24 protein-coding genes are annotated in these 21850 nt (G+C 66.8%); all 24 read left to right on the plus strand.

Annotated elements, in window-relative coordinates; genetic code table 11:
- Positions 1-18 precede the first annotated feature (18 nt).
- The 24 genes from scpB to C1A13_RS02965 all read left to right on the plus strand — a co-directional run bounded on the left by scpB (position 19) and on the right by C1A13_RS02965 (position 21847).
- Positions 19-612: an SMC-Scp complex subunit ScpB gene (gene scpB / locus C1A13_RS02850; RefSeq protein WP_101548894.1), complete on the plus strand. Its 594-nt coding sequence runs from the start codon at positions 19-21 to the stop codon at positions 610-612.
- A 21-nt stretch (positions 613-633) separates the two neighbouring features.
- On the plus strand, positions 634-1284 hold the full coding sequence (locus C1A13_RS02855) for a DUF2953 domain-containing protein (RefSeq protein WP_101548896.1): 651 nt from the start codon (positions 634-636) through the stop codon (positions 1282-1284).
- A gap of 25 nt (positions 1285-1309) precedes the next feature.
- Complete coding sequence (gene ytfJ, locus C1A13_RS02860) at positions 1310-1753, plus strand: GerW family sporulation protein (RefSeq protein WP_101548898.1); 444 nt, start codon at positions 1310-1312, stop codon at positions 1751-1753.
- A gap of 65 nt (positions 1754-1818) precedes the next feature.
- Positions 1819-2994 carry a D-alanyl-D-alanine carboxypeptidase family protein gene (locus tag C1A13_RS02865; protein ID WP_101548900.1) on the plus strand — a complete coding sequence of 392 codons (1176 nt, stop codon included), beginning with the start codon at positions 1819-1821 and terminating at the stop codon, positions 2992-2994.
- Between the two features lie 25 nt (positions 2995-3019).
- Entirely contained in the window at positions 3020-3760 is a 741-nt protein-coding gene (locus tag C1A13_RS02870; protein ID WP_101548902.1) for a pseudouridine synthase, read from the plus strand.
- A gap of 50 nt (positions 3761-3810) precedes the next feature.
- Positions 3811-4194, plus strand: a complete 384-nt coding sequence (locus C1A13_RS02875) for a hypothetical protein (RefSeq protein ID WP_101548904.1) — start codon at positions 3811-3813, stop codon at positions 4192-4194.
- Positions 4195-4485: 291 nt separating this feature from the next.
- Complete coding sequence (locus C1A13_RS02880; protein ID WP_101548906.1) at positions 4486-5895, plus strand: carboxyl transferase domain-containing protein; 1410 nt, start codon at positions 4486-4488, stop codon at positions 5893-5895.
- Positions 5896-6027: 132 nt separating this feature from the next.
- Positions 6028-6495: a biotin/lipoyl-containing protein gene (locus C1A13_RS02885; protein WP_101548908.1), complete on the plus strand. Its 468-nt coding sequence runs from the start codon at positions 6028-6030 to the stop codon at positions 6493-6495.
- 13 nt (positions 6496-6508) lie between these two features.
- Positions 6509-7912 (plus strand): oxaloacetate decarboxylase subunit alpha, encoded by a 1404-nt coding sequence (locus C1A13_RS02890; RefSeq protein WP_101548910.1) that lies wholly within the window; start codon positions 6509-6511, stop codon positions 7910-7912.
- A 163-nt stretch (positions 7913-8075) separates the two neighbouring features.
- On the plus strand, positions 8076-8954 hold the full coding sequence (locus C1A13_RS02895) for a YicC/YloC family endoribonuclease (protein WP_101548912.1): 879 nt from the start codon (positions 8076-8078) through the stop codon (positions 8952-8954).
- Between the two features lie 12 nt (positions 8955-8966).
- Positions 8967-9227: an extracellular matrix/biofilm regulator RemA gene (gene remA, locus C1A13_RS02900; protein WP_101548914.1), complete on the plus strand. Its 261-nt coding sequence runs from the start codon at positions 8967-8969 to the stop codon at positions 9225-9227.
- A complete protein-coding gene (gene gmk, locus C1A13_RS02905) occupies positions 9220-9837 on the plus strand; it encodes a guanylate kinase (protein ID WP_101548916.1) in 618 nt (205 codons plus the stop codon). Before remA ends, gmk begins: the two co-directional genes overlap by 8 nt.
- Positions 9824-10033: a DNA-directed RNA polymerase subunit omega gene (gene rpoZ, locus C1A13_RS02910; RefSeq protein ID WP_306575217.1), complete on the plus strand. Its 210-nt coding sequence runs from the start codon at positions 9824-9826 to the stop codon at positions 10031-10033. The genes gmk and rpoZ overlap by 14 nt, the downstream gene beginning before the upstream one ends.
- 61 nt (positions 10034-10094) lie before the next feature.
- The gene (locus C1A13_RS02915) at positions 10095-11480 is read left to right on the plus strand and encodes a hypothetical protein (RefSeq protein WP_101548920.1); all 1386 of its coding nucleotides are present in this window, start codon (positions 10095-10097) and stop codon (positions 11478-11480) included.
- Between the two features lie 12 nt (positions 11481-11492).
- Positions 11493-12707, plus strand: coding sequence for a bifunctional phosphopantothenoylcysteine decarboxylase/phosphopantothenate--cysteine ligase CoaBC (coaBC, locus tag C1A13_RS02920; protein WP_101548922.1), 1215 nt, complete (start codon positions 11493-11495; stop codon positions 12705-12707).
- Positions 12708-12711: 4 nt separating this feature from the next.
- On the plus strand, positions 12712-13338 hold the full coding sequence (locus C1A13_RS02925) for a chloramphenicol acetyltransferase (protein ID WP_101548924.1): 627 nt from the start codon (positions 12712-12714) through the stop codon (positions 13336-13338).
- Between the two features lie 36 nt (positions 13339-13374).
- Entirely contained in the window at positions 13375-15819 is a 2445-nt protein-coding gene (gene priA / locus C1A13_RS02930) for a replication restart helicase PriA (protein ID WP_101548926.1), read from the plus strand.
- A 19-nt stretch (positions 15820-15838) separates the two neighbouring features.
- Positions 15839-16507, plus strand: a complete 669-nt coding sequence (locus tag C1A13_RS02935) for a hypothetical protein (RefSeq protein WP_101548928.1) — start codon at positions 15839-15841, stop codon at positions 16505-16507.
- A gap of 45 nt (positions 16508-16552) precedes the next feature.
- Positions 16553-17023, plus strand: a complete 471-nt coding sequence (def, locus tag C1A13_RS02940) for a peptide deformylase (RefSeq protein ID WP_101548930.1) — start codon at positions 16553-16555, stop codon at positions 17021-17023.
- A gap of 13 nt (positions 17024-17036) precedes the next feature.
- Positions 17037-17975, plus strand: coding sequence for a methionyl-tRNA formyltransferase (gene fmt / locus C1A13_RS02945; protein ID WP_101548932.1), 939 nt, complete (start codon positions 17037-17039; stop codon positions 17973-17975).
- Positions 17976-17978: 3 nt separating this feature from the next.
- Positions 17979-18668: a zinc metallopeptidase gene (locus C1A13_RS02950; RefSeq protein WP_101548933.1), complete on the plus strand. Its 690-nt coding sequence runs from the start codon at positions 17979-17981 to the stop codon at positions 18666-18668.
- A gap of 13 nt (positions 18669-18681) precedes the next feature.
- Complete coding sequence (rsmB, locus tag C1A13_RS02955; protein WP_101548935.1) at positions 18682-19962, plus strand: 16S rRNA (cytosine(967)-C(5))-methyltransferase RsmB; 1281 nt, start codon at positions 18682-18684, stop codon at positions 19960-19962.
- Between the two features lie 36 nt (positions 19963-19998).
- On the plus strand, positions 19999-21036 hold the full coding sequence (gene rlmN / locus C1A13_RS02960; RefSeq protein ID WP_101548937.1) for a 23S rRNA (adenine(2503)-C(2))-methyltransferase RlmN: 1038 nt from the start codon (positions 19999-20001) through the stop codon (positions 21034-21036).
- 79 nt (positions 21037-21115) lie between these two features.
- The gene (locus C1A13_RS02965) at positions 21116-21847 is read left to right on the plus strand and encodes a Stp1/IreP family PP2C-type Ser/Thr phosphatase (protein WP_101548939.1); all 732 of its coding nucleotides are present in this window, start codon (positions 21116-21118) and stop codon (positions 21845-21847) included.
- Positions 21848-21850: the final 3 nt, after the last annotated feature.

The raw sequence follows: 21850 nt of genomic DNA on the forward strand, positions 1-21850 counted from the left end.
GCGGAACGGAGCCGTCACATGATCGACCTCATTCAAAAACAGATTCTTGCCATCCTCTTCGCGGGGGGCGACGCGGTGGAGCTCTCCCGCGTCGCGCAGGCGGTCGGCGCCGACGAGGAGACGGTCGAACGCCTGCTGCCCGGCCTGCGCGGGGAGCTCGACGACGCGGGGATGCCCTTCGAGCTGCTGCGGCTGGGGGACAGGCTTCAGCTTGCGACGCGGGCGGAATTCGCCCCCGTCATCCGGGAGGCGCTCGAGCTGCGGCGCAACATCCCGCTTACGCAGGCGGCGCTGGAGGTGCTGGCGGTCATCGCCTACAACCAGCCGGTCACCCGCGCGTTCATCGAACAGGTGCGCGGCGTCGAAAGCTCGGGGGTGGTCAACTCGCTGATCGACAAGGCGCTTGTCGAGGAGGCGGGGCGGCTGGAGCTGCCCGGCCGGCCGATCGCCTACCGCACGACGGCCAATTTCCTGCGCTGCTTCGGGCTGTCGAGCCTCGACGAGCTGCCCACCGTCCCCTCGGGGGAGGAGGAGGCGCTCCCGGTGCCCGACGACGTGCTCGAGGGGCAGGTCGCCTTCGGGGAGCTCGAGCTCGCCGGCGACGACGCATAACAAGAAAGGGAGGCGGAGGATATGGCGGCGGTCGTGGGGCTTTCCATCGCGGGCGTGCTCGCGGCGGTCCTGCTGCTGCTCTGCATCCCCGTTTCATTCACGGCGGCCTACCGCACGGGGGAGCCGCCCGAAGCGTACCTGCGCTGGCTCTTTTTCACCATCGACCTGACGAAGGAACCCAAGGAGCGCGGCGCCAAACGGAAAAAGCCCCCCAAGCCGCGGGAGGAAAAGCCCAAGGCCGCCAAAAAGCCGCTGGAATTTTCCGAGCTGCTCGGGGTGGTCGTCGATCTGCTCTCCTCCCTCCGGGGCGGGGCGGGGATGCTCGTCCGGAATTTCGTCTTCTACCGGATCCACCTCTATATGGTGGTGGCGGGGGAGGACGCCGCGGATACGGCGATGGCCTACGGCCGGGTCAACGCGGTGGTCTACACCGCCTATGCGCTCGCGCTCGGCTTCCTGCGCATTGAAAAGCCGGATATCCAGATCCGCCCGGATTTCACGGCGGAGGAGGGGAAGGTCGACTTCGCCTCGCGCGCGCGGCTGACGCCGCTCGTGGCGCTCGGCGCGGCCATCCGCATAGGGTGCGCGTTTTTGGTCAAAACCATGAGGAGAAAACATGCGCAGGAGCCCCCGGCCCCGGAGAAGGGCGCGCAGGGGAAAACCGGAGACTAACAGATCACAGGGAGGTCTTTTCGCTATGGGAAACAACAGCCATCCGATCAACGGGCTGATGGACAGCTCGCTGCAAAACCTGCGTTCGCTCGTCGACGCGGACACGATCATCGGCGAGGCGATCACCGCCCCCGACGGCACCATCATCATCCCGGTGTCCAAGGTCAGCTTCGGCTTCGTGTCGGGCGGCTCGGACATCCCCTCGTCCAAGCAGCCGGAGCTCTTCGGCGGCGGCGCGGGCGGCGGCGTCTCGGTACAGCCGCTGGCCTTCCTCGTCATCAAGGACGGCAGGGTCGACCTCCTGCAAATGAACGACAACAAGACGACCGCCGACCGGGTGGTGTCGATGGCACCAGAGGTGATCGACAAGCTGGGCGCGCTCTTCCAGAAGAAGGAGAAGCCCGCCAGGGAAGCGAAAACCGCCGGGGACGACCCGCAGGCCGGGACGGAAATCCACATCGACCTGTAATGCGCCCGGAAAATCCCGCATAAAATGACCTGTATCGAATGATAACGAGGGTGCGGGTGAGGAAGATGCTGAAAAAGGGGATCGCGCTGCTGATCGCGTTTTTGCTTCTGCTGTGCGGGGTGCGGATGACCGAGGCGGCGGCCTTGGAGGAGCGGCCCGCGGCGGCGCGGTCGATCCCCGACACGCTGGGGGTCGAGACCAAGGCGAAGGCCGCGCTCGTGATGGACGCGGCGAGCGGCCGGGTGCTCTTCGCGAAGAACGCGAACACGCGCCTGCCGATGGCCTCGACCACCAAGATCCTGTCGGCGCTGCTCGCGCTCGAGCAGGACGGGATCGACGAGTGGTTCACCGTCGACACCGCCGCCATCCATGTGGAGGGGTCGTCGATGGGGCTGCGCGAGGGGGACCAGGCGACGCTGCGCGCGCTCGCCTACGGGATGCTGCTGCCGTCGGGCAACGACGCGGCGGGAGCCGCCGCCGTGCGCATCGCGGGCAGCAAGGAGCGGTTCGCGGCGATGATGAACGAGCGCGCCGCCGAAATCGGCATGGAGGACAGCCATTTCGTCACCCCGTCGGGGCTCGACGACCCGGAGCACTACTCCTCCGCCTACGACATGGCGCTGCTTGCGCGGGAGGCGCTGGAGAACCCCCTCTTCGCGGAGATCTGCGCGAAGCCGAGCGCGAAGATCCAGTATGGGAATCCCCCCTACGACCGGTGGCTGCAAAACCACAACCGGCTGCTCAAAAGCTACCCGGGCACGGTCGGCGTCAAGACCGGCTTCACCGATTCGGCGGGGCGCTGCCTCGTCTCCTGCGCCGATCGGGAGGGGGTGCGGCTGATCGTTGTGACGCTCTCCTGCCCCGACGACTGGAACGAGCATAAAAAGCTCTACGACCGCTATTTCGGCCTGCTGCGGCCGGAGGAGGTCGGCGGGCTCGTGCCGGAGGTGGAGATCCCCGTGACGGGCGGGGAGCGGGACGCGGTCGCGGCGGTTTTCGACGAGCCCGGCCCCGTCGCGCTGATGGACGGCGAGCGGGTCGATGTCGCGGTGACCGCCGCGCCCTTCCTCTACGCGCCGGTGAGGCGCGGGCAGGTGGTCGGGAGCGTGAAATTTTCCTGCGACGGCCAGCCGCTGGCCGAGGCGGCGCTGACCGCCGCGCGGGACGTGGACGCAGAGGAAACGAAGCCCTCCCTCTGGAGCCGGCTGTTCGGCTGGCTCGGACGGGGCGGGGACGACTGAAACGGATAGAAAGACAGGTTAGGATATGGCAAAGGTAACGGGAATCCGCATCCAGAAGGTGCTGTCGGACAACGGCATCCTCTCCCGCCGCAAGGCGGAGGAGGCGATCAGGCAGGGGCGCGTCACGGTAAACGGGCGCCCGGCGGTGCCGGGCAACCCGGTGAACCCGGCGCGCGACGTGATCGCGATCGACGGGGTCAAGGTGGCGCTCCAGAGGAAGAAGCACAACGTCTACATCATGCTGCATAAGCCGCGCGGCTTCGTGACGACGACGGCGGACGAGATGGGCCGCCGGTGCGTGACCGACCTCGTGGAGGACGCGCCCGCCAGGGTGTATCCCGTCGGGCGGCTCGACCGGAACAGCGAGGGCCTGCTTTTGATGACCAACGACGGCGCCTTCGCCAACATGGTCATGCACCCCTCCAACCACATCACCAAGACCTACCGCGTGACGGTGCGCCCCGGCATCACCGACGAGCAGGCCGCGCGGATGGGCGCGGGGGTGCTGCTCGACGGGAAGAGGACCCTGCCGGCCACCGTGCTCGTGCTCGACAAGGCGGAGGGCCGCGCGGTCTTGCAGATCACCATCCAGGAGGGCCGCAACCGGCAGGTGCGCCGCATGTGCGAGGCGGTGGGGCTCGAGGTGGCGCGCCTCAAGCGGACAAGCGTCGGGCCGCTGAAATTGGGGATGCTCCAGCCCGGCCAGTGGCGGGAGCTCAAGCCCAGCGAGCTGATTGCCCTGCGCAACGCCGTCTCAAAGAAATGATGGAAAACCCTTCTGTATAATTTGCGGAATTTATTACAAGGAGTAACGGGATGTTTCTGATCAAACGCGTGACAGACCCGCGCCTCGCCGCGCGCATCTGCGACAGCTTCGGCGCGCCGGAGAACGGTTCCTTCGCCTACGCCGCCACCAAGGGGGACGAGGTGCTCGGCACGGCGGTGTTCTTCACCGCGCCGGGCGGCTGCGTGACCCTCGCCGGCGCGGACACCGGCCGGCGGCTCGACGTGGGGCTCGTCGACGGGATGGCGCGCGCCGCCTTTACGGCGCAGATGCGTGCGGGGGCCCTTTCGGCGAAGCTCGGGGAGGGGCTTTCGGAGGAGCTGCGCCTCGCGCTCACCAAGCTCGGCTATGAGGCGCGGGAGCCTTTCCCGCTCGAGGCGTTCTTCGCGAAGAAGAGCTGCGGCTGCGGGCGGTGAGTTCCACGGGCGCCATCGATACGCAAATACCAAAACGCCGCGGGAGACCGCGGCGTTTTTTCTGTCGGAAACGTGGAAAAGAACCGTTAATCTTTTATCAAAAACCGCAAAAAACAGCTTGTTATTTGGGATGGAAAAGTGTATACTTTATTGTGGTTACATTTTGACATTTTCTTTTTTTCATCTGTGGAAAGTCAACAAATGCGACCGAATCCCGTATTTTGATCCCCGCCGGAATGGCGGCCGCCCGTCGGGACGACGGGCGTCAGTTTAAGATAGGAGGAAAAAAACATGAGTGACAAGGCGATGTCACTGGCCGATGCACGTAACGAGGCCCAAAAGGCGACGGCGGCCCGCGAAAGGCTGACGGCGCTCTTTGACCCCGACAGTTTTGTCGAGGTCGGCGCGCTCGTGAAGAACGGCTGTGACGGCACCGGGGTGATCACCGGCTACGGCCTGGTGGAAGGCAGCCCCGTGTATGCGTTTTCCCAGGACTCCACCGTGCGCAACGGGGCGGTCGGAGCGGCCCACGGCTCCAAGATCAAGAAGATCTACGACCTCGCGGTCAAGACCGGCGCGCCGGTCGTCGGCATCTACGATTCCAACGGCGCCGCCGTGGACGAGGGCCTCGACGCGCTCGCCGCTTATGGGGAGATGCTCCTCTGGACCAACAACCTCTCGGGCGTCGTGCCGCAGGTCTCCGTCGTGGCGGGCGCCTGTGCGGGCAGCGCGGCGCTGATCGCCGCCTCCGCCGACTTCGTCGTCATGAGCGAGGGCGCCGAACTCTTTTTGACCCCCGCCGACGCGGATTCCGCGACCGACGCGGCCAACGCGGCCAAGTCGGGCGTTGCACATATCGTGGAGAAGGACGCCGACGCCGCGGTGGCCGCGGCGCGCAGGCTGGTTTCCCTGCTTCCCTCCAACAACCTCTCCGCGGCCCCCTACTGCGACTTCACCGAGGCTCCCGGCGCGGGCGCCGCGCTCGACGCGCTTGCGGCGGGCGTCGCGGACCAGGCCGACATCCTCGGCATCGCGGAGCAGATCGCGGACGCGGACAGCCTGATCGAGCTCCAGAAGGCGTTTTCCGGCACCGGCGCGAAGGTCGCGCTGGGCACCGTCGCCGGCACGACCGTCGGCTTCGTCGCCGCGTCGGACAGCGGCGCCGTCTGCTCGGGCGGATGCAGCAAGATCGCCCGCTTCGTCGCGATCTGCGACTCCTTCCAGATTCCCGTCGTGACCCTCGTCAACTGCGAAAAGTTCGCAGCCGCCGACGGCCATGTCTTCCAGGGCGGCGTGCGTGAGGCCGCCAAGCTCGCCCATGTCTACGCCGAGGCGACCACCCCGAAGGTCGCGGTCATCGTCGGCAAGGCGTACGGCTCGGCCTGCGTCGCCCTCGCGGGACGCGGCGCCAACGCCGATTACGCGATCGCCTGGCCGAACGCGGTCATCTCCGCGCTGGCCCCCGAGACCGCCGTGGCCTTCCTTGAGGGCGACAAGATCACCCTTGAGAAGTCCCGTGCCGAGGTCGAGGCGGAGTATCTCGCCAACGAGGCGAGCGCCCTCGCGGCCGCCGCCAGGGGCCACATCGACGACGTGGTCGACCCCGCAGATACCCGCGCTGCGGTCATCTCCGCGCTCGACATGCTCGCCGGCAAGCGTGTGAGCACCCTTCCCAAGAAGCACGGCAATATCTCGATGTAACCCGGCGCCGGCCCGCCATTGCCGCAGGGATGCGGCGGATACCTACCGATGCAGGCCGGCCGCCCGGAACCAGTGCGGCTCGGCAGACCATATGAATCAAAAACAAATCATATTTTACAGGAGGATACAGTCATGAAAAGATTTAACATAGTTGTCAACGGCAGGGCTTACGACGTACAGGTGGATGAGCTGGCTCCGGGCGCGGCCCCCGCCGCTCCGGCTCCGGCTCCCGCTCCCGTCTACGCCGCCCCGGCTCCGGCCGCGATGCCTTACGCCGTGCCCTCCCCGATCCCGTCTCCCGTGGCCGCTCCGGTCGCCGCTCCGGCGCCCGCTCCGGCTCCCGCGGCCGCCCCGGCTCCCGCGCCTGCCGCCGCTCCCGCCGCCGGCTCGACCAAGATCAACGCGCCGATGCCCGGCAACATCCTCGATGTGAAGGTCAACGTCGGCGACCATGTCGAGGCCAACCAGCTCGTGCTCATGCTCGAGGCGATGAAGATGGAAAACGAGATTTTCACCCCTGTTGCCGGTACGGTTGTGGGCGTCCATGTCAAGAAGGGCGATTCGGTCAACTCGGACGATCTGCTCATCTCCATCGGTTAAGGGGGAATGATCCATGGCTCAAAAGGTTAAAATTTGCGAGACCATCCTGCGCGATGCGCACCAGTCGCTGATCGCGACGCGCATGCGCCTGGATGAGATGCTCCCTATCCTGCCCGCGATGGACGAGGTCGGCTTCTACTCCTGCGAGTGCTGGGGCGGCGCGACCTTCGACGCGTGCATCCGGTTCCTCGACGAGGACCCGTGGGAGCGTCTGCGGACGATCCGCCGCGAAATGCCCAACACCAAGCTGCAGATGCTCTACCGCGGCCAGAACATGCTGGGCTACCGCCATTACGCCGACGACATGGTCGAGTATTTCGTCCAGAAGTCGGTCGACAACGGCATCGACATCATCCGCGTGTTCGACGCGCTCAACGACATCCGCAACCTCGAAGCGTCGATCCGCGCGGCCAAGAAGTCGGGCTGCCACCTCCAGGCGGCGATGTCCTATACCCTCAGCCCGGTGCACAACATCGACTATTTCGTGGACTACGCCAAGCAGCTTGAGAGCGCGGGCGCGGATTCCATCTGCATCAAGGACATGGCGGCGCTCATCACGCCGTCCGCGGCCTTTGAACTGACCTCCGCCCTCAAAAAGGCGGTCAAAATCCCGATCAACCTGCACACCCACTACACCTCCGGCCTCGCTTCGATGGCGCTGCTCAAGAGCATCGAGGCGGGCGTGGACATCATCGACACGGCGATGTCCCCGCTGGCGATGGGCACCTCCCACGCCGCCACCGAGTCGATGGTCGCAGCGCTGCAGGGCACTCCCTACGACACCGGCCTCGACCTCAAGAAGCTGGACGTCGTGCGCGCCCACTTCGCCAAGCTGCGCCAGAAATACCTCGACGCGGGCCTGCTCAATCCGAAGGTCATGGGCGTCGACGCGAACACGCTGATCTACCAGGTGCCGGGCGGCATGCTCTCCAACCTCGTTTCCCAGCTCAAGCAGGCCGGGAAGGAGGACCAGTTCGAGGATGTGCTCCGCGAGGTCCCGAACGTCCGCAAGGACGCGGGCTACCCGCCGCTGGTCACCCCGACCTCCCAGATCGTCGGCACCCAGGCGGTGTTCAACGTCATCATGGGCGAGCGGTACAAGATGGTCACCAAGGAGTTCAAGGGCCTCGTGAAGGGCGAGTACGGCAAGACCCCGGTCGAGATCGACCCCGCCTTCCGCAAGAAGATCATCGGCGACGAAAAGCCGATCGACTGCCGTCCGGCCGACCTGCTCGAGCCGGAGATGGAGAAGATGCGCGCCGAGTTCCCTGCCGAGTACCTCGAGCAGGAGGAGGATATCCTCACGATGGCGATGTTCCCGCAGGTCGCGCCCAAATTCTTCGAGTCCCGCAAGAACAAGAAGTACGGAGTCGACGGCAAGCACGCCGACAAGGCCAGCAAGGTCCATCCCGTCTGATTGTTTCCCGAAAGCCGCCGGTCGAAAGACCGGCGGCTTTTTGCGCTTCCGAAAGGCTATGAAGCCATCCGGAAATTGACAAAGGGGACGATATGGGGTAAAATATCAAGATACGGAAATGTGCGGCGGCGCACGCCAAAACGACGTGGAGGATGGGACGCGGATGGTCAAAAGCATGACGGGCTACGGACGCGCGCAGCAGATGCTGGGCGGCCGGGACATTACGGTGGAGATCAAGTCGGTCAACCACAGGTTTTTTGAATTTTCGGCGCGGGTGCCCCGGGCATACGGATATTTGGAGGAGCGCCTCAAAAGCTACGTGCAGGGGCAGATCTCCCGCGGCAAGGTGGAGGTCGGCGTCACCATCCTGACGGTCGAGGGGCAGAACGCGGTTGTCGAGGCCAACCGGGAGCTGGCGGGCGCCTATGTGGACGCGCTGCGTAAGATCGGCGAAGAGGCGGGGCTCAAGGACGACCTCACCCTCTCCACCCTCACGCGGTTCTCCGACATCTTCACCGTGCGCCGCGAGGCGGAGGACGAGGAGGAGATTTGGGCGGCGGTCAGGACGGTCGCGGACGAGGCGGTGAACCGCTTTGTCGCCATGCGCGCCGCCGAGGGCGAACGCCTGAGGGCCGACCTGCTGAGCCGGCTCGAGAGCATCGGGCGGGGCGTGGCGTTCGTCAAGGAGCAGTCCCCCCGCACGGTGGAGGCCTACCGCGAGCGGCTGGCCGCGAAGATCCGCGAGGTGCTCGCCGACCGCCAGATCGACGAGGCCCGCATCGTGACCGAGGCGGCGATCTTTGCCGACCGGGTCGCGGTGGACGAGGAGACGGTGCGGCTCGAAAGCCACCTCGTCCAGTTCCGCGAGATCCTCGGCTACGACTACCCGATCGGGCGGAAGCTCGACTTTTTGGTGCAGGAGATCAACCGCGAGGCCAACACGATCGGCTCCAAGGCGCAGGACGTGGCGGTCGCGCAGGTGGTGGTCGACATCAAGAGCGACGTGGAAAAAATTCGTGAACAGATACAGAATATCGAATAAGGAGAACGCAAGATGAAGCTCATCAACATCGGTTTTGGCAACATGGTGTGCGCCAACCGCCTGGTGGCGATTGTCAGCCCCGAAAGCGCCCCGATCAAGCGGATCATCCAGGACGCGCGCGACCGCGGCACGCTGGTCGACGCGACCTACGGCCGCCGGACCCGCGCGGTCATCATCACCGACTCCGACCATGTGATCCTCTCGGCGGTGCAGCCGGAGACGGTCGCCAACCGCATGGTGGATGAGGACGACGAGGTCGAGGACGATGAGTGAGGGTACGCTGATCGTCTATTCGGGGCCGTCGGGCGTCGGCAAGGGCACGATCCTGCGGCCCTATCTTGAAAGCCACCCGGAGGCGGTGCTTTCGGTGTCGGTGACGACGCGCGCCCCACGGCCCGGAGAGACGGACGGAGTGGAATACCATTTCATCACGCGCGAGGAATTCGACCGGCTGGCCAAAAGCGACGGCCTGCTGGAGCACGCGGAGTACAGCGGCAACTGCTATGGCACGCCGCGCGCCGCGGTGGAGCGCCACATCTCCGATGGGCGGGACGTGGTGCTCGAAATCGAGGTGCAGGGCGCGATGAAGATCCGGGAGAGCTTTCCCGAGGCGGTCTTCGTCTTCATCCTGCCCCCCTCCTATGGGACGCTCCACGAGCGGCTCGCCGGAAGGGGCACCGAGACGCCGGAGGCGATGGAAGCCCGGCTGCGCACGGCGCGGTTTGAGCTCTCCCACGCCGCGGAATACGACTATGTGATCGTCAACGACGATGTGGAAAAGGCGCGCGAACAGCTGGGCGCGATCATCACGGCGGCCAAGTGCCGCACCCGCAATATGAAAAAATTTATCGATAAGGTGTGTGAGTTTCATGAGTATGCTTAGGCCGTCGATCACCTCCATCATCAAGCCGGGCGACAGCTACTATGCCTTTGTGGTCGCGGTTGCCAAACGCGCCCGCGACATCGCGCAGGAGCAGGAGGAGGACCACGCGATCACCGAGGAAAAGCCGGTGCAGAAGGCGGTCGAGGAGTTTGCCGCCGGGAAGTATAAGATGGGGAACCCCCATCCGAAGGAATAACGGCAAAGCGGCCCTGCTCTGACAGGGCCTGTTTTGTTTTTCACGCCCGGGAGGCGATGTTGTGAAAAAGATGAAGATACGCCTGCTCGCGCTGGCGGCGGCGCTGGCGCTGCTGCTGCCCGGGTGCGCGCCGCGCGGCGGAGAAACGCCGTCCGCGCCCTCTTCCTCTCCGGAAGAGCCGCCCGCCCTGAGCGGGCCCGGCGCGGAAGAACCGGCGGAGCCCGTCTACTACGACGCGGATTTCTACGCCCGCCCCGCGTGGAACGCGGCGGGCACCGGGACGGCGATCAAAAACGGCGCGGCCCTCACCTGGGTGGGGCTCGACAATGAAGTCCTGCGCACCGCCGCCTTCGGGGACCCGGCGGCCGGCCCCGGCCTTTCGCCGGAGGACATCACCCTCACGATCGGCGAGGGCTGGGTGCTGCGCACCGTCCCCGGCACCCGCGCGGCGCTGCGGGAGGGGAAGTGGACGCTTCTGAACGCCGCGCTCTACGACCTGGACGGAACGCTGCTGCACGCCTTCCCCGACGCCTCCCCGGAGGAGGTGGAGGCCGCCACGGGCGACTATGAAAAGCAATCCGCCTATGTGAACGCCTACCCGCTCGGCAGCGGGCACATCGCGCTCGAGACGGGCGCAATGCTGCTGCTCTATGACATCGCGGCCGACGCCCTTTCCCTTGTGGACGACTACCGTGACGTGCGCTGGCAGGGCTTCACCGTCTACGACGCGGGCGCCTACGGGATCTACCAGTGCTGGCCGTTCGGGGAGAGCCTCTACTACATGGCGAGCATCGACCCGCCGCCCGGCGAGCCCCGCCGGGTGCTCTACCGCCTCGACACGGCGGGGGAGCGGGAGCTTTTCTGCGACGACACGGGCTTTTTCCGCTACAAGCCGGTGGAGGGGGGCCTCTACGGCTTTCGGGAGTGGAACAACGGGATCTTTACCGACGAGGGCTACGAGTGGGGGATCGAGGCGTGGTTCCTCCCCGACGGGGGCGAATGGCGGCTCGTCGCGAAGGACAACACCGCCTCCGGGGACGCGCTTCCCCTCGACGCGTCCCATTACGACTACATCTGGATGGATAAGCGGGACGGCGAGGCGTGGCCGAGCTTCCGCCGCCACGACCTCGCGACGGGGGAGGAGATCTCCTTTTCCCCGCGCGACTACGACGGGCGCAAGCTCTATGACGGCGGCTACGGGTTCGGGCTTTACTGCACCCGCGCGGTCGAGGGCGGCGTGCAGTTTGTCTACGTCGTCTCCGACGTTGCGGAGACGGCGGACGGGGACCTGGTGGAAAAGCGGGAATGCTGGCTCTACGACACGCGGGAGGACGCCCCGCGCAGGCTCGACCGCCTGGACGGCGCGTCGATCTGGGGGATCAACCCGCAGGGGACCCACGCGATCGAAGGCGGCGGACCGCCCTGGCGGGTGGTTCCGCTGGAATGAGGAGGAATCGGAATGTTTGAGGGAAAAACGATCGTCGTCGGCGTATCGGGCGGCATCGCGGCCTACAAGGCCGCGCAGCTTGTGAGCGACCTTGCCAAGACGGATGCCGACGTGCATGTGCTGATGACGGAAAACGCGGCCGAGTTCGTGTCGGCGCTCACCTTTGAGACGCTCTCCAAAAACCGCGTCGCGGCGGACACCTTCGACCGCAATTACGAATACGACGTCGAGCATGTGGCGCTCGCAAAAAAGGCGGACGTCATGCTGATCGCGCCCGCGACCGCCAACGTGATCGCCAAATTCGCGGCGGGCGTCGCGGACGACATGCTCACGACGACAGTGCTGGCGGCGCGCTGCCCCAAGATCGTCGCCCCGGCGATGAACACCGGCATGTACGACAATCCCGTCACCCAGCGCAACCTGGAGACGCTGCGCGGCTTCGGCTTCACGGTGCTCGAGCCGGACAGCGGCCTGCTCGCCTGCGGCGACACCGGCCGCGGGCGGCTGCCCGACCCCGCCGTGCTCTTTGAGGCGGTGCGCGCGGCGCTCACCGAGCGGGACCTGGAGGGGATGCGCCTGCTCGTCACCGCCGGCCCGACCCGGGAGGCGATCGACCCGGTGCGGTTCGTCACCAACCACTCGACCGGGCGGATGGGGTACGAGCTCGCCGCCGCCGCGCGCAGGCGCGGCGCGGCCGTCACCCTCGTCTCCGGCCCGGTCTCGCTCGCGCCGCCGCTCGGAGTGGCGGTGGTGCCCGTCGTCTCGGCGGCGGAGATGTACGACGCGGTCGTCTCCCGCGCGTCCGGACAGGACATCATCATCAAATGCGCCGCGGTGGCCGACTACCGCCCGGCCGAAGTCGCCAGCCACAAGATTAAGAAGGCGGAGGGCGGCCTCACGCTCGCGCTCGAGCGCACGCAGGACATCCTCTCCCACCTCGGCCACAACCGGACGCCGGGGCAGGTGATCTGCGGCTTTTCGATGGAGACGCGCGACCTTCTGGAAAATTCGCGCGCCAAGCTCTCCAAAAAGAATGTGGACATGATCGTCGCCAACGATCTGGGCACCCACGGCGCGGGCTTCGGCACCGCCACCAACCTCGTGACCATCCTCACGCGGGAGGGGGCCGAGTGCCTGCCGCTCATGGGCAAGGACGCGGTGGCGGAAAAGATCCTCGACCGCCTGCGCGACCTCTACCGCGCCCGGGAGGAGAGAGGGGAGGCGTGACGGCATGGAGTGGATCGATCTGGAGACATGGCCCCGGCGGGAGCAGTACCGGTATTTCCGTTCGCTCGACCGCCCGCAGTACGACCTCTGCGCGCGGCTCGACGTGACCCGCTTTTGCGCGTTCATGAAGGCGCGGGGCGGGTCCTCCTACCACGCGATGGGGTATTTCGTCGTCCGCGCCGCAAACGGGGTCCCCGCCTTCCGGATGCGCATCCGGGAGGGGCGGCCGCTGCTGCACGAGCGGGTCAACCCCTCCTTCACCGAGCCGCGCGCGGACGGCGAGCTCTTCAAGTGCGTCGGGGTCGAGTGGTGCGAGGACCTCGGCGAGTTCCTGCGCCGCTGCGGCGAGGCGTCGGCGCGGCAGGGGGACCGCTTCCTGCTCGACTCGGAGGAGGCGCGGGACGACTACCTCTACCTCTCCTGCCTGCCGTGGGTCGACTTCACGTCGGTTTCGCAGGCGGGCAGCTTCGACCGCGACGACGCGGTCCCCCACATCACCTGGGGGAAATACGCCCGCGAGGGCGGGCGGGTGACAATGCCGCTTTCGGTGACGGCGCACCACGCCTTCTGCGACGGCATCCATGTGGGGCGGTTTTTCGACGCGCTCCAGCGGATGCTGGACGCGCTCTGAATCCGGACATCCATCCGTGCGAAGGGAGGGACCCCCATGCCGCTAGTGGCGCGCGTCGTCGTGGAGAACGCGGCGCAGAGCTTTGATAAAATCTACAGCTACCGCGTGCCGGAGGGGATGCCCGTCCGTCCCGGCTGCCGGGTGACCGCGCCCTTCGGCGCGGGCAACCGCACCCGGTTCGGCCTGGCCGTCGCGGTGGAGGAGGAGCCGGACGCGGCGGGGCTCAAGCCGCTGGCGACCCTCGTCGACCCCGAACCGCTCCTGTCGGACAAACTGCTGTCGCTCGTCTTCTGGCTGCGGGACAACACCTTCTGCACCTATTTCGACGCGGTGAAAGCCCTGCTGCCCCCCGGCATCGGGGTGGAGCTGGAATATACCTACGAGCTTTCCAAGGACGCGCCCGCCCCCGAAGACCCGGAGGAACGCCGGGTTTACGACTACCTCGCGGGGCGGGGGAAGCCGGTGCGGGAGGAGGCGCTCCTCGCCGCGCTCGGATTCGAGCGGGACGCGCCCGTTCTGCGGGAACTCTGCGCGCGGGGGACGCTTCAGAAGGCGCAGGAGGTGCGCCGGCGGGTGCTCGACGGAAAGCTCGTCATGGTGCGGCTCGACGGGGAGATCGGGGAGCTCTCCGACGTGCGGGTGAAGCTCACGTCCAAGCAGAAGGCGGTCGTCGAGCTGCTGCTGCAGGTGGGCGAGGCGTCCCTCAAGGAGGTCTGCTATTTCGCCGCCGTCGGGAAATCGGTCGTGGACCGGCTGGTTTCGGCGGGGGCGGCGCGGCTTTTCACGCGGGAGATCTACCGCAGCCCCTACGCGGAGGGCCCGGCGCGGGAGGACGCGGCGGCGATCGTGCTGACGGAGGAGCAGAACGCCGCCTTTGAGCGGCTGTGCGGGCTGGCGGACAGCCGGGAGGCGCGCACCGCGCTCCTCTACGGCGTGACCGGCTCGGGCAAGACGGAGGTCTTCCTGCGCACCATCCGCCACGTGCTCGACGGCGGGCGCGGGGTGATCATGATGGTGCCGGAAATTTCCCTCACCCCCCAGATGATCGACCGGTTCCGCCGGTATTTCGGCGGGCGGGTCGCGGTGCTGCACAGCGGGCTTTCGATGACCGAACGGCTCGACGAGTGGAAGCGGATCAAAAACGGCGGCGCCTCGATCGTCGTGGGGACACGCAGCGCGGTGTTCGCGCCGATGGAGAACATCGGGCTCATCGTCATCGACGAGGAGCAGGAGGGCACCTATAAGTCGGAGATGTCCCCGCGCTACCACGCGCGGGACGTGGCGCGCTTCCGCGCGGCGCAGGAGGGGGCGCTGCTGCTGCTTGCCTCGGCCACCCCGAGCGTCGAGAGCTTTTACCGCGCCCGGGAGGGGCGCTATGAGCTGCTCACGCTGAAAAACCGCTACGGCGCGGCCAGGCTGCCCGACGTGGCGATCCTCGACATGGCGGCGCAGCCGCTCGGCGCGCAGAGCGCGTCCCTCTCGGAGCAGCTCATCGCCGAGCTGCAAAGGAACCTCGACGCGGGGGAGCAGAGCATCCTGCTGCTCAACCGGCGCGGCTACAACACCCTCGTCAAATGCGCCGTCTGCTCGACCGTCGCCACCTGTCCCAACTGCTCGGTGGCGCTCACCTACCACAGCGCCAACGGGCACCTCATGTGCCACTACTGCGGCTACACCGCCCGCCCGGACGAGAGCTGCCCCACCTGCGGCAACAAGTTCCGGCGGTTTTCGGGCGCCGGGACCCAGAAGGTGGAGCAGGAGCTTTGCGAGCTTTTCCCCGACGCGCGCGTCCTGCGGATGGATATGGATACGACGATGGCGCGTTTTTCCCATGAAAAGCATTTTTCCGATATTTTAGCCGGAAAATATGATATAATAATCGGGACGCAGATGGTCGCCAAGGGCCTCGATTTCCCGAACGTCACCCTCGTGGGGGTGCTGTCGGCCGATTCGGCCCTCTACGCGCAGGACTACCGCAGCTTTGAACGGGCGTTTTCCCTCTTCACACAGGTGGTCGGGCGGTCGGGCCGCGCCGAAAAGGCGGGCCGCGCCTATATCCAGACCTTCACGCCGGAAAACCCGGTGATCGCGCTGGCCGCCGCGCAGGACTACGACGGGTTCTACGCGGAGGAGATCGACAGCCGCCGCATCCACCTCTACCCGCCCTTCTGCGACATGGTGGGGATCGGCTTCTCCGGCCTTGCGTACGCGAAGACGAAGGAGGCCGCCCGGCAGTTCCTCGCGGAATTTGCCCGCCGGGCGAAGGCGGACTACGCCGGGCTCCCGCTGCGGGTGCTCGGCCCCTGCGAAAGCCAGATCGTCAAGCTCGCGGGCAAGTACCGCTTTCGCATGGCGGTCAAATGCCGTTACGACAAACGCACCCGCGCGCTGCTGCGCGGCACGGCGGACTGGTATTTCTCCCAGCCGGCCCTGCGCGGCGTGACGCTTACCGTCGACCCGAAATATGAAAGCTCGATCTGACATGCGACTGGAGGACAAGATGAAAAAGGTTTTAGCGGGAATCCTCGCCATCCTGATGGCGCTATCCCTGGCCGCCTGCGGCCGGAAGACCGAGGCCGACCTCGTCAACGACGCGATGGAGCGGTTCGACGCGCTCCAGAACGGAGAGCTCACGGTGACGGTGACCCTCTCGAGCGAGCAGGGGATCGTCGAGGGATTCGACGCCGTGACGAAGGAGACGCTCACCTTCGTGCGCGACGGCAGGCAAACCGACGCGCTCTACCGCTCGGAGACCGCGATGGGGGATGAGACCGTCGTCACCGAGATGAAGATGCAGGGCGGAAAGGTCTACTCCCTCGTCGAGGGCGCGTGGCAGGAGCAGGGGGACGCGGGCGGCAGCTTCGCGCCCTTCGGCGGCCGCCTGAAAAACGGGATCGCGGTCGTCACCACGACCGAGTGGGACACCGGCACCGAATACACGTTCGAGATGAACGAAAAGGCCCTTGCCGATCTCAATAAGCAGGCCCCCGAGGGCCAGCAGGTGCTTGAGAGCAGCGCGACCTACCTCGTCAATCCCGAAGGGCTGCTCGTCGGCCAGCGGGTGACCTCGCGTGCGAGCGTGACGGTGGACGGGAAAACCGACCAGCTCTTCTCCGAAACGGAAACGACGCTCACCGCGTGGAACCAGCCGGATGTCACGATTGAATAAACTATAAGGAAATATTTCCACACAGATTACAAAGGGGATAGAATCATGGCGCTACGGACGATTATCAAGGAGGGGGACGAGCGGCTGCGCAAAAAGAGCCGCCCGGTCACCGAGTTCAACGAGCGGCTGTGGACGCTGCTCGACGATATGTATGAGACGATGAAGGGAGACGGCGTGGGCATCGCCGCCCCGCAGGTGGGCATCCTGCGCCGCGCGGTCGTCATCGATGTGGGCGAGGGACGGCATGAACTCGTCAATCCCGAGATCGTCGAGCAGGAGGGGGACCAGTACGGCGGCGAGGGCTGCCTTTCGGTGCCCGGCCAGTACGGCATGGTCCACCGCCCCCAGAAGCTCAGGGTGCGGGCGCAGGACCGCTACGGCAAGCCGTTCGAGCTGGAGGCCGAGGGGTACCTCGCGGTGGCGGTCTGCCACGAGACCGACCACCTCGACGGCGTCCTCTTCATCGACAAGGCCGACCGGATGCTCGACCCCGAGGAGCTCGAGGAGACCGAATGACGGAGGGATCGCGATGAGAATCGTTTTCATGGGGACCCCCGATTTCGCGGTGCCCTGCCTGGCGCGCCTGCTGGACGACGGGCACGAGGTGGCCGGGGTGTTCACCCAGCCGGATAAGCCCAGGGGCCGCGGCTACAAGCTGATGCCGCCGCCCGTCAAGGAGCTGGCGCTCGAACGCGGGCTGCCGGTTTACCAGCCCGCCAAAATGCGGGACGGCGAGGCGCTCTCGATCCTGCGGGAGCTTTCTCCCGAACTGGTCGTCGTCGTCGCCTACGGCAAAATCCTGCCGAAGGAGATCCTGGAGCTGCCGAAGTACGGCTGCGTCAACGTGCACGGCTCGCTGCTGCCCCGCTGGCGGGGCGCGGCGCCCATCCAGTGGAGCGTGATCGCCGGGGACGCCGAAGGGGGCGTCACGACGATGTATATGGCCGAGGGGCTGGACACGGGGGATATGATCCTGCGCCGCGCGACCCCCATCGGCCCCGACGAGACGTCGGACGAGCTCTACGAGCGGCTGGCGGCCCTCGGCGCGCAGGCCCTCTCCGAGACGGTAACGCTCATCGCCGCGGGGCGGGCCCCGCGCGAACCGCAGGACGACGCGGCCTCCTGTTACGCGCCGATGCTCTCCAAGGAGCTGGCGGAGATCGACTTTTCAAAGCCCGCGCGGGAGGTGCACAACCTCGTGCGCGGCATGAATTCCTGGCCGGTCGCGCACACGACGCTCGGCGGGAAGCTGCTCAAGGTCTACCGCACCCGCGCCGCGCAGGGAAAGGGCGCGCCGGGCGAGCTGCTCGGCGGAAAGTCCTTCACCGTGGCATGCGGCGAGGGGGCGGTCGAACTGGTGGAAATCCAGGCCGAGGGCGGCCGCCGGATGAACGCCGCCGACTACCTGCGGGGACATCCCGTCGCCGCGGGGACCAGGCTGGGGGAATCCCCCAACGAAAGGGAGTAACTGATGTTTTATCCGTTTGACTACTACTATCTGATCCTCGTCGTGCCCGCGCTGCTCTTCGCGGCGTGGGCGCAGGCGCAGGTCTCGGGCGCGTACAACCGCTATTCGCGGGTGCGCGTCTCCCGCGGGATGACGGGCGCGATGGCCGCCCGCCGCATCCTCGACGACAACGGCCTCACGGGCGTGCGCGTCGAGCGCGTCGCCGGCAAGCTCAGCGACCACTACGACCCCGGCGAACGGGTGGTGCGCCTCTCGGCCGGAGTGTACGACAGCGACTCGGTCGCCTCGCTCGGCGTGGCGGCCCACGAGTGCGGCCACGCGGTGCAGCACGCGACCCACTACGCGCCGCTCACCTTCCGCAACGCGATCATCCCGATCACCAATTTCGGCTCCAAGCTGTCGATCCCGCTCATCATCGTCGGGCTCTTCCTCTCGGGGACGCTTGTGGATATCGGGCTGCTGCTCTTTTCCCTCGTCGCCGTCTTCCAGCTCGTGACGCTGCCGGTCGAGTTCAACGCCTCCTCCCGTGCGCTTGCGACGCTCGAGAACGGAAATTTCCTCGACCGCCGGGAGCTGGAGGGGGCCCGCAAGGTGCTCCGCGCGGCGGCGCTGACCTATGTGGCGGCGCTGCTCGTCTCGGTGGCGCAGCTGATGCGGCTGATCCTTCTCTTCGGCAACCGCCGGCGCGACTGATCGGGACCGCGCCATGAAGGATGCACGTACGGCGGCGGCGCAGGCGCTGATGCGGATGGAGGGGGCGGGGGCCTACTCCAACCTCGTGATCGATGCGCTGTCCGCCAAAAACGGACTTTCCCCGCGCGACGGCGCATTTGCCGCCGCGCTCTTTTACGGTACGCTCGAGCGGATGCTCACGATCGACCACATCCTCGCGCGCTACTCCGCCAAGCCGCTTTCCGCGCTCACCCCGGCGGTGCGCGCTTCCCTGCGGATGGGGGTCTGCCAGCTCCTCTACATGGACGGCGTGGACGACTACGCCGCCGTGAGCGAGAGCGTCAACCTTGTAAAATCGCTCGGCTGCGCGCGCGCCTCGGGGTTCGTGAACGGGGTGCTGCGCGCCTTCCTGCGGGACGGCAAGGCCGTCCCGCCCGCGGGGGGCTCCCGCGCCGGACAGCTCGCGGTCGACTATTCCTGTCCCGCCTGGCTGGTGAAGGAGTGGCTCGCCTCCTACGGGGAGGAGGCCGCCCTGCGGATGCTCGCGGGCTCGCTCGGCAAGGCGCCCGTCTACCTGCGCGCCAACACCCTGCGGATCACGCCGGAGGCGCTCTGCGAGCGGCTCGCGGCGGAGGGGGCGGAAGCCGTCCCGGCCGCGCCGCCCGGCGGCTGCGTGGCGGTGCGGGGCAGGCTCGCCGTCGAGACGCTGTCCGCCTTCGCGGAGGGGCTCTTCCACGTGCAGGACCGCGCCTCCCAGCTCTGCGCCGAGGCGCTTGGCGCGCTGCCGGGCGAGCGGGTGCTCGACGCGTGCGCCGCGCCGGGCGGCAAGACCTTCACGATCGCCGAGCGGATGGAAAACCACGGCGAGGTGGTCGCGCGCGACCTGCACCAAAAGCGCGCCGATCTGGTGGCAAAGGGCGCGCGCCGCCTGGGCGTGTCGATCGTCACCGCCTCGGCGGGGGACGCGGGGGTGTACGACCCGGCGCTCGGGGAATTCGACCGGGTGCTCTGCGACGTGCCCTGCTCGGGGTTCGGGGTCATCCGCCGCAAGCCGGAGATCAAGTACAAGCCCCCCGGGAGCATCCAGAATCTGCCGGAAATCCAGTATAAAATCCTGCAAACCTCCTCACAATACCTTAGGAGCGGCGGGCGGCTGGTCTATTCCACCTGCACGCTGCTTCCGGCGGAAAACGAGCGGGTCGTCGAGCGGTTCCTCGCGGAGAACGGGGGCTTCGGCCTGATCTCGCAAGAGACCCACACGGGGGAGCGGGAGGATACCGACGGCTTTTTCACCGCCTGCCTCGAGCGGCGGTGATCGGGCCAAACATTTTGACTGCGGGGCGGTGAACGAATGGGCGGGCTGGACCTGAAATCCTATACATTCCCGGAACTGGAAACGGCGGTCGCGGAGCTGGGGCTGCCGCGCTTTCGCGCGGGGCAGATTTTCGGCTGGCTGCACGAAAAAAGGGTGTCCACATTTGCCGAAATGAGCAATCTCCCGGCCTCCCTGCGCGGTCAGCTTGACGAAAAGTTCTACATAAACGCCATCCGTATCAAAAAAAGACTTGTTTCCAACATAGACGGTACGGTAAAATACCTGTATGAGCTGCGGGACGGAAACTGCGTCGAGGCGGTGCTGATGCGCTACCGCCACGGGAACTCCCTTTGCATCTCGACGCAGGTGGGCTGCCGGATGGGCTGCAAATTCTGCGCGTCGACGCTGGCGGGCCGGGTGCGCGATCTGACCGCCTCCGAGATGCTCGACGAGGTCTACACCGCGCAGGCGGACAGCGGCGAGCGGGTGGACGGCGTCGTGCTGATGGGCATCGGCGAGCCGCTCGACAACTTCGACAATGTCATGGCGTTTCTGGAGAACCTTTCGGACGCGCGGGGGCTCGGCCTCAGCCTGCGGCACGTCTCCCTCTCCACCTGCGGGCTGGTCGACCGGATCTACGAGCTAGCAAAGCGGAAATTGCAGCTCACCCTCTCGGTGTCGCTGCACGCGCCGAATGATACGATTCGGAATCTTTCCATGCCAATCAACAAAAAGTATCATATCGACCGCCTGCTGGAGGCCTGCCGCGACTATTTTGAAGCCACCGGGCGGCGGATTTCGTTTGAATATGCACTGATCGCCGGCGTGAACGACGCGCCGGAGCACGCGGCGGAGCTTGCCGCGCGGCTGCGCGGCATGGGCGCGCACGTCAACCTTATCCCGGTGAACCCCGTCGCGGAGACGGGCTACCGGCGGGGGGACCGCGCCGCGATCGAGCGGTTCCAGCACGAGCTGCAGCGGCTGGGGGTCAACGCGACCATCCGCCGGGAGCTGGGCGCGGACATCAGCGCGGCCTGCGGGCAGCTGCGGCGGCAGGACGCCGCGCGGGAATAGGGCCGGGTCCGCGGGGCGGACATGAGCCGCGGCGGGCGATTCGAGGCAGGACGCCGCGCGCGGAAAAGGGGGATTTCAATTGATACGGATATTTGGCGGCACCGACAAGGGTTGTGTGCGTGCGACGAACCAGGACGCCTATGTCCATGAGATCGTCGACGCGTCCACGGCCTATGTCGTGCTGTGCGACGGGATGGGCGGCGAAAACGGCGGCCACATCGCCTCCTCACGGGCGGTGGAGATCATCGGCCAGGCGCTTTCGCGCGGGCTGGCGGCGCATCCCCTCCCGGCTTCGGTGAAGCCGCTGCTGCTCTCGGCGGTCACGGCGGCCAACGCGGTGATCTACGACATGGGCGCGGCGGACGAGGGGCTGCGCGGCATGGGGACCACGGTGGTCGCGGCGGTACTGCTGGGAGACATGCTCTATATCGCGCACGCGGGCGACAGCCGCGCCTACCTGGCGGCGGAGGGCGGGCCCCTGAGGCGGATCACGCGGGACCACAGCGTGGTGCAGCTGCTCATCGAAAGCGGCGAGATCACCGAACGGGAGGCGCGCAGCCACCCGAAACGCAACTATATCACCCGCGCGCTGGGCGTGGAGCGGACGGTGGAAGTGGAGTACATGGAACAGCCCTTCCCGTCGGGGAGGCTGCTGCTCTGTACCGACGGGCTCTATAACTACGCGCCGCCGGAGGAACATATGGAGCTCATTACCACGTGCGCAAGCGAGCAGGACATCTTCCTGCTGATCGACGAAGCGAATAAGGCGGGCGGGCCGGACAACATCACGGCCGTCGTTGTCGCGAAATAAGCG

It is taken from the genome of Anaerotruncus massiliensis (ex Togo et al. 2026), from assembly GCF_900199635.1.
GTDB classification, from domain to species: Bacteria; Bacillota; Clostridia; order Oscillospirales; family Ruminococcaceae; genus Anaerotruncus; species Anaerotruncus massiliensis.

Coding starts and splice junctions, on each gene's coding strand:
- scpB (WP_101548894.1), top strand. CDS start 19: ATGATCGACCTCATTCAAAAACAGATTCTTGCCATCCTCTTCGCGGGG.
- C1A13_RS02855 (WP_101548896.1), top strand. CDS start 634: ATGGCGGCGGTCGTGGGGCTTTCCATCGCGGGCGTGCTCGCGGCGGTC.
- ytfJ (WP_101548898.1), top strand. CDS start 1,310: ATGGGAAACAACAGCCATCCGATCAACGGGCTGATGGACAGCTCGCTG.
- C1A13_RS02865 (WP_101548900.1), top strand. CDS start 1,819: ATGCTGAAAAAGGGGATCGCGCTGCTGATCGCGTTTTTGCTTCTGCTG.
- C1A13_RS02870 (WP_101548902.1), top strand. CDS start 3,020: ATGGCAAAGGTAACGGGAATCCGCATCCAGAAGGTGCTGTCGGACAAC.
- C1A13_RS02875 (WP_101548904.1), top strand. CDS start 3,811: ATGTTTCTGATCAAACGCGTGACAGACCCGCGCCTCGCCGCGCGCATC.
- C1A13_RS02880 (WP_101548906.1), top strand. CDS start 4,486: ATGAGTGACAAGGCGATGTCACTGGCCGATGCACGTAACGAGGCCCAA.
- C1A13_RS02885 (WP_101548908.1), top strand. CDS start 6,028: ATGAAAAGATTTAACATAGTTGTCAACGGCAGGGCTTACGACGTACAG.
- C1A13_RS02890 (WP_101548910.1), top strand. CDS start 6,509: ATGGCTCAAAAGGTTAAAATTTGCGAGACCATCCTGCGCGATGCGCAC.
- C1A13_RS02895 (WP_101548912.1), top strand. CDS start 8,076: ATGGTCAAAAGCATGACGGGCTACGGACGCGCGCAGCAGATGCTGGGC.
- remA (WP_101548914.1), top strand. CDS start 8,967: ATGAAGCTCATCAACATCGGTTTTGGCAACATGGTGTGCGCCAACCGC.
- gmk (WP_101548916.1), top strand. CDS start 9,220: ATGAGTGAGGGTACGCTGATCGTCTATTCGGGGCCGTCGGGCGTCGGC.
- rpoZ (WP_306575217.1), top strand. CDS start 9,824: ATGAGTATGCTTAGGCCGTCGATCACCTCCATCATCAAGCCGGGCGAC.
- coaBC (WP_101548922.1), top strand. CDS start 11,493: ATGTTTGAGGGAAAAACGATCGTCGTCGGCGTATCGGGCGGCATCGCG.
- C1A13_RS02925 (WP_101548924.1), top strand. CDS start 12,712: ATGGAGTGGATCGATCTGGAGACATGGCCCCGGCGGGAGCAGTACCGG.
- priA (WP_101548926.1), top strand. CDS start 13,375: ATGCCGCTAGTGGCGCGCGTCGTCGTGGAGAACGCGGCGCAGAGCTTT.
- C1A13_RS02935 (WP_101548928.1), top strand. CDS start 15,839: ATGAAAAAGGTTTTAGCGGGAATCCTCGCCATCCTGATGGCGCTATCC.
- def (WP_101548930.1), top strand. CDS start 16,553: ATGGCGCTACGGACGATTATCAAGGAGGGGGACGAGCGGCTGCGCAAA.
- fmt (WP_101548932.1), top strand. CDS start 17,037: ATGAGAATCGTTTTCATGGGGACCCCCGATTTCGCGGTGCCCTGCCTG.
- C1A13_RS02950 (WP_101548933.1), top strand. CDS start 17,979: ATGTTTTATCCGTTTGACTACTACTATCTGATCCTCGTCGTGCCCGCG.
- rsmB (WP_101548935.1), top strand. CDS start 18,682: ATGAAGGATGCACGTACGGCGGCGGCGCAGGCGCTGATGCGGATGGAG.
- rlmN (WP_101548937.1), top strand. CDS start 19,999: ATGGGCGGGCTGGACCTGAAATCCTATACATTCCCGGAACTGGAAACG.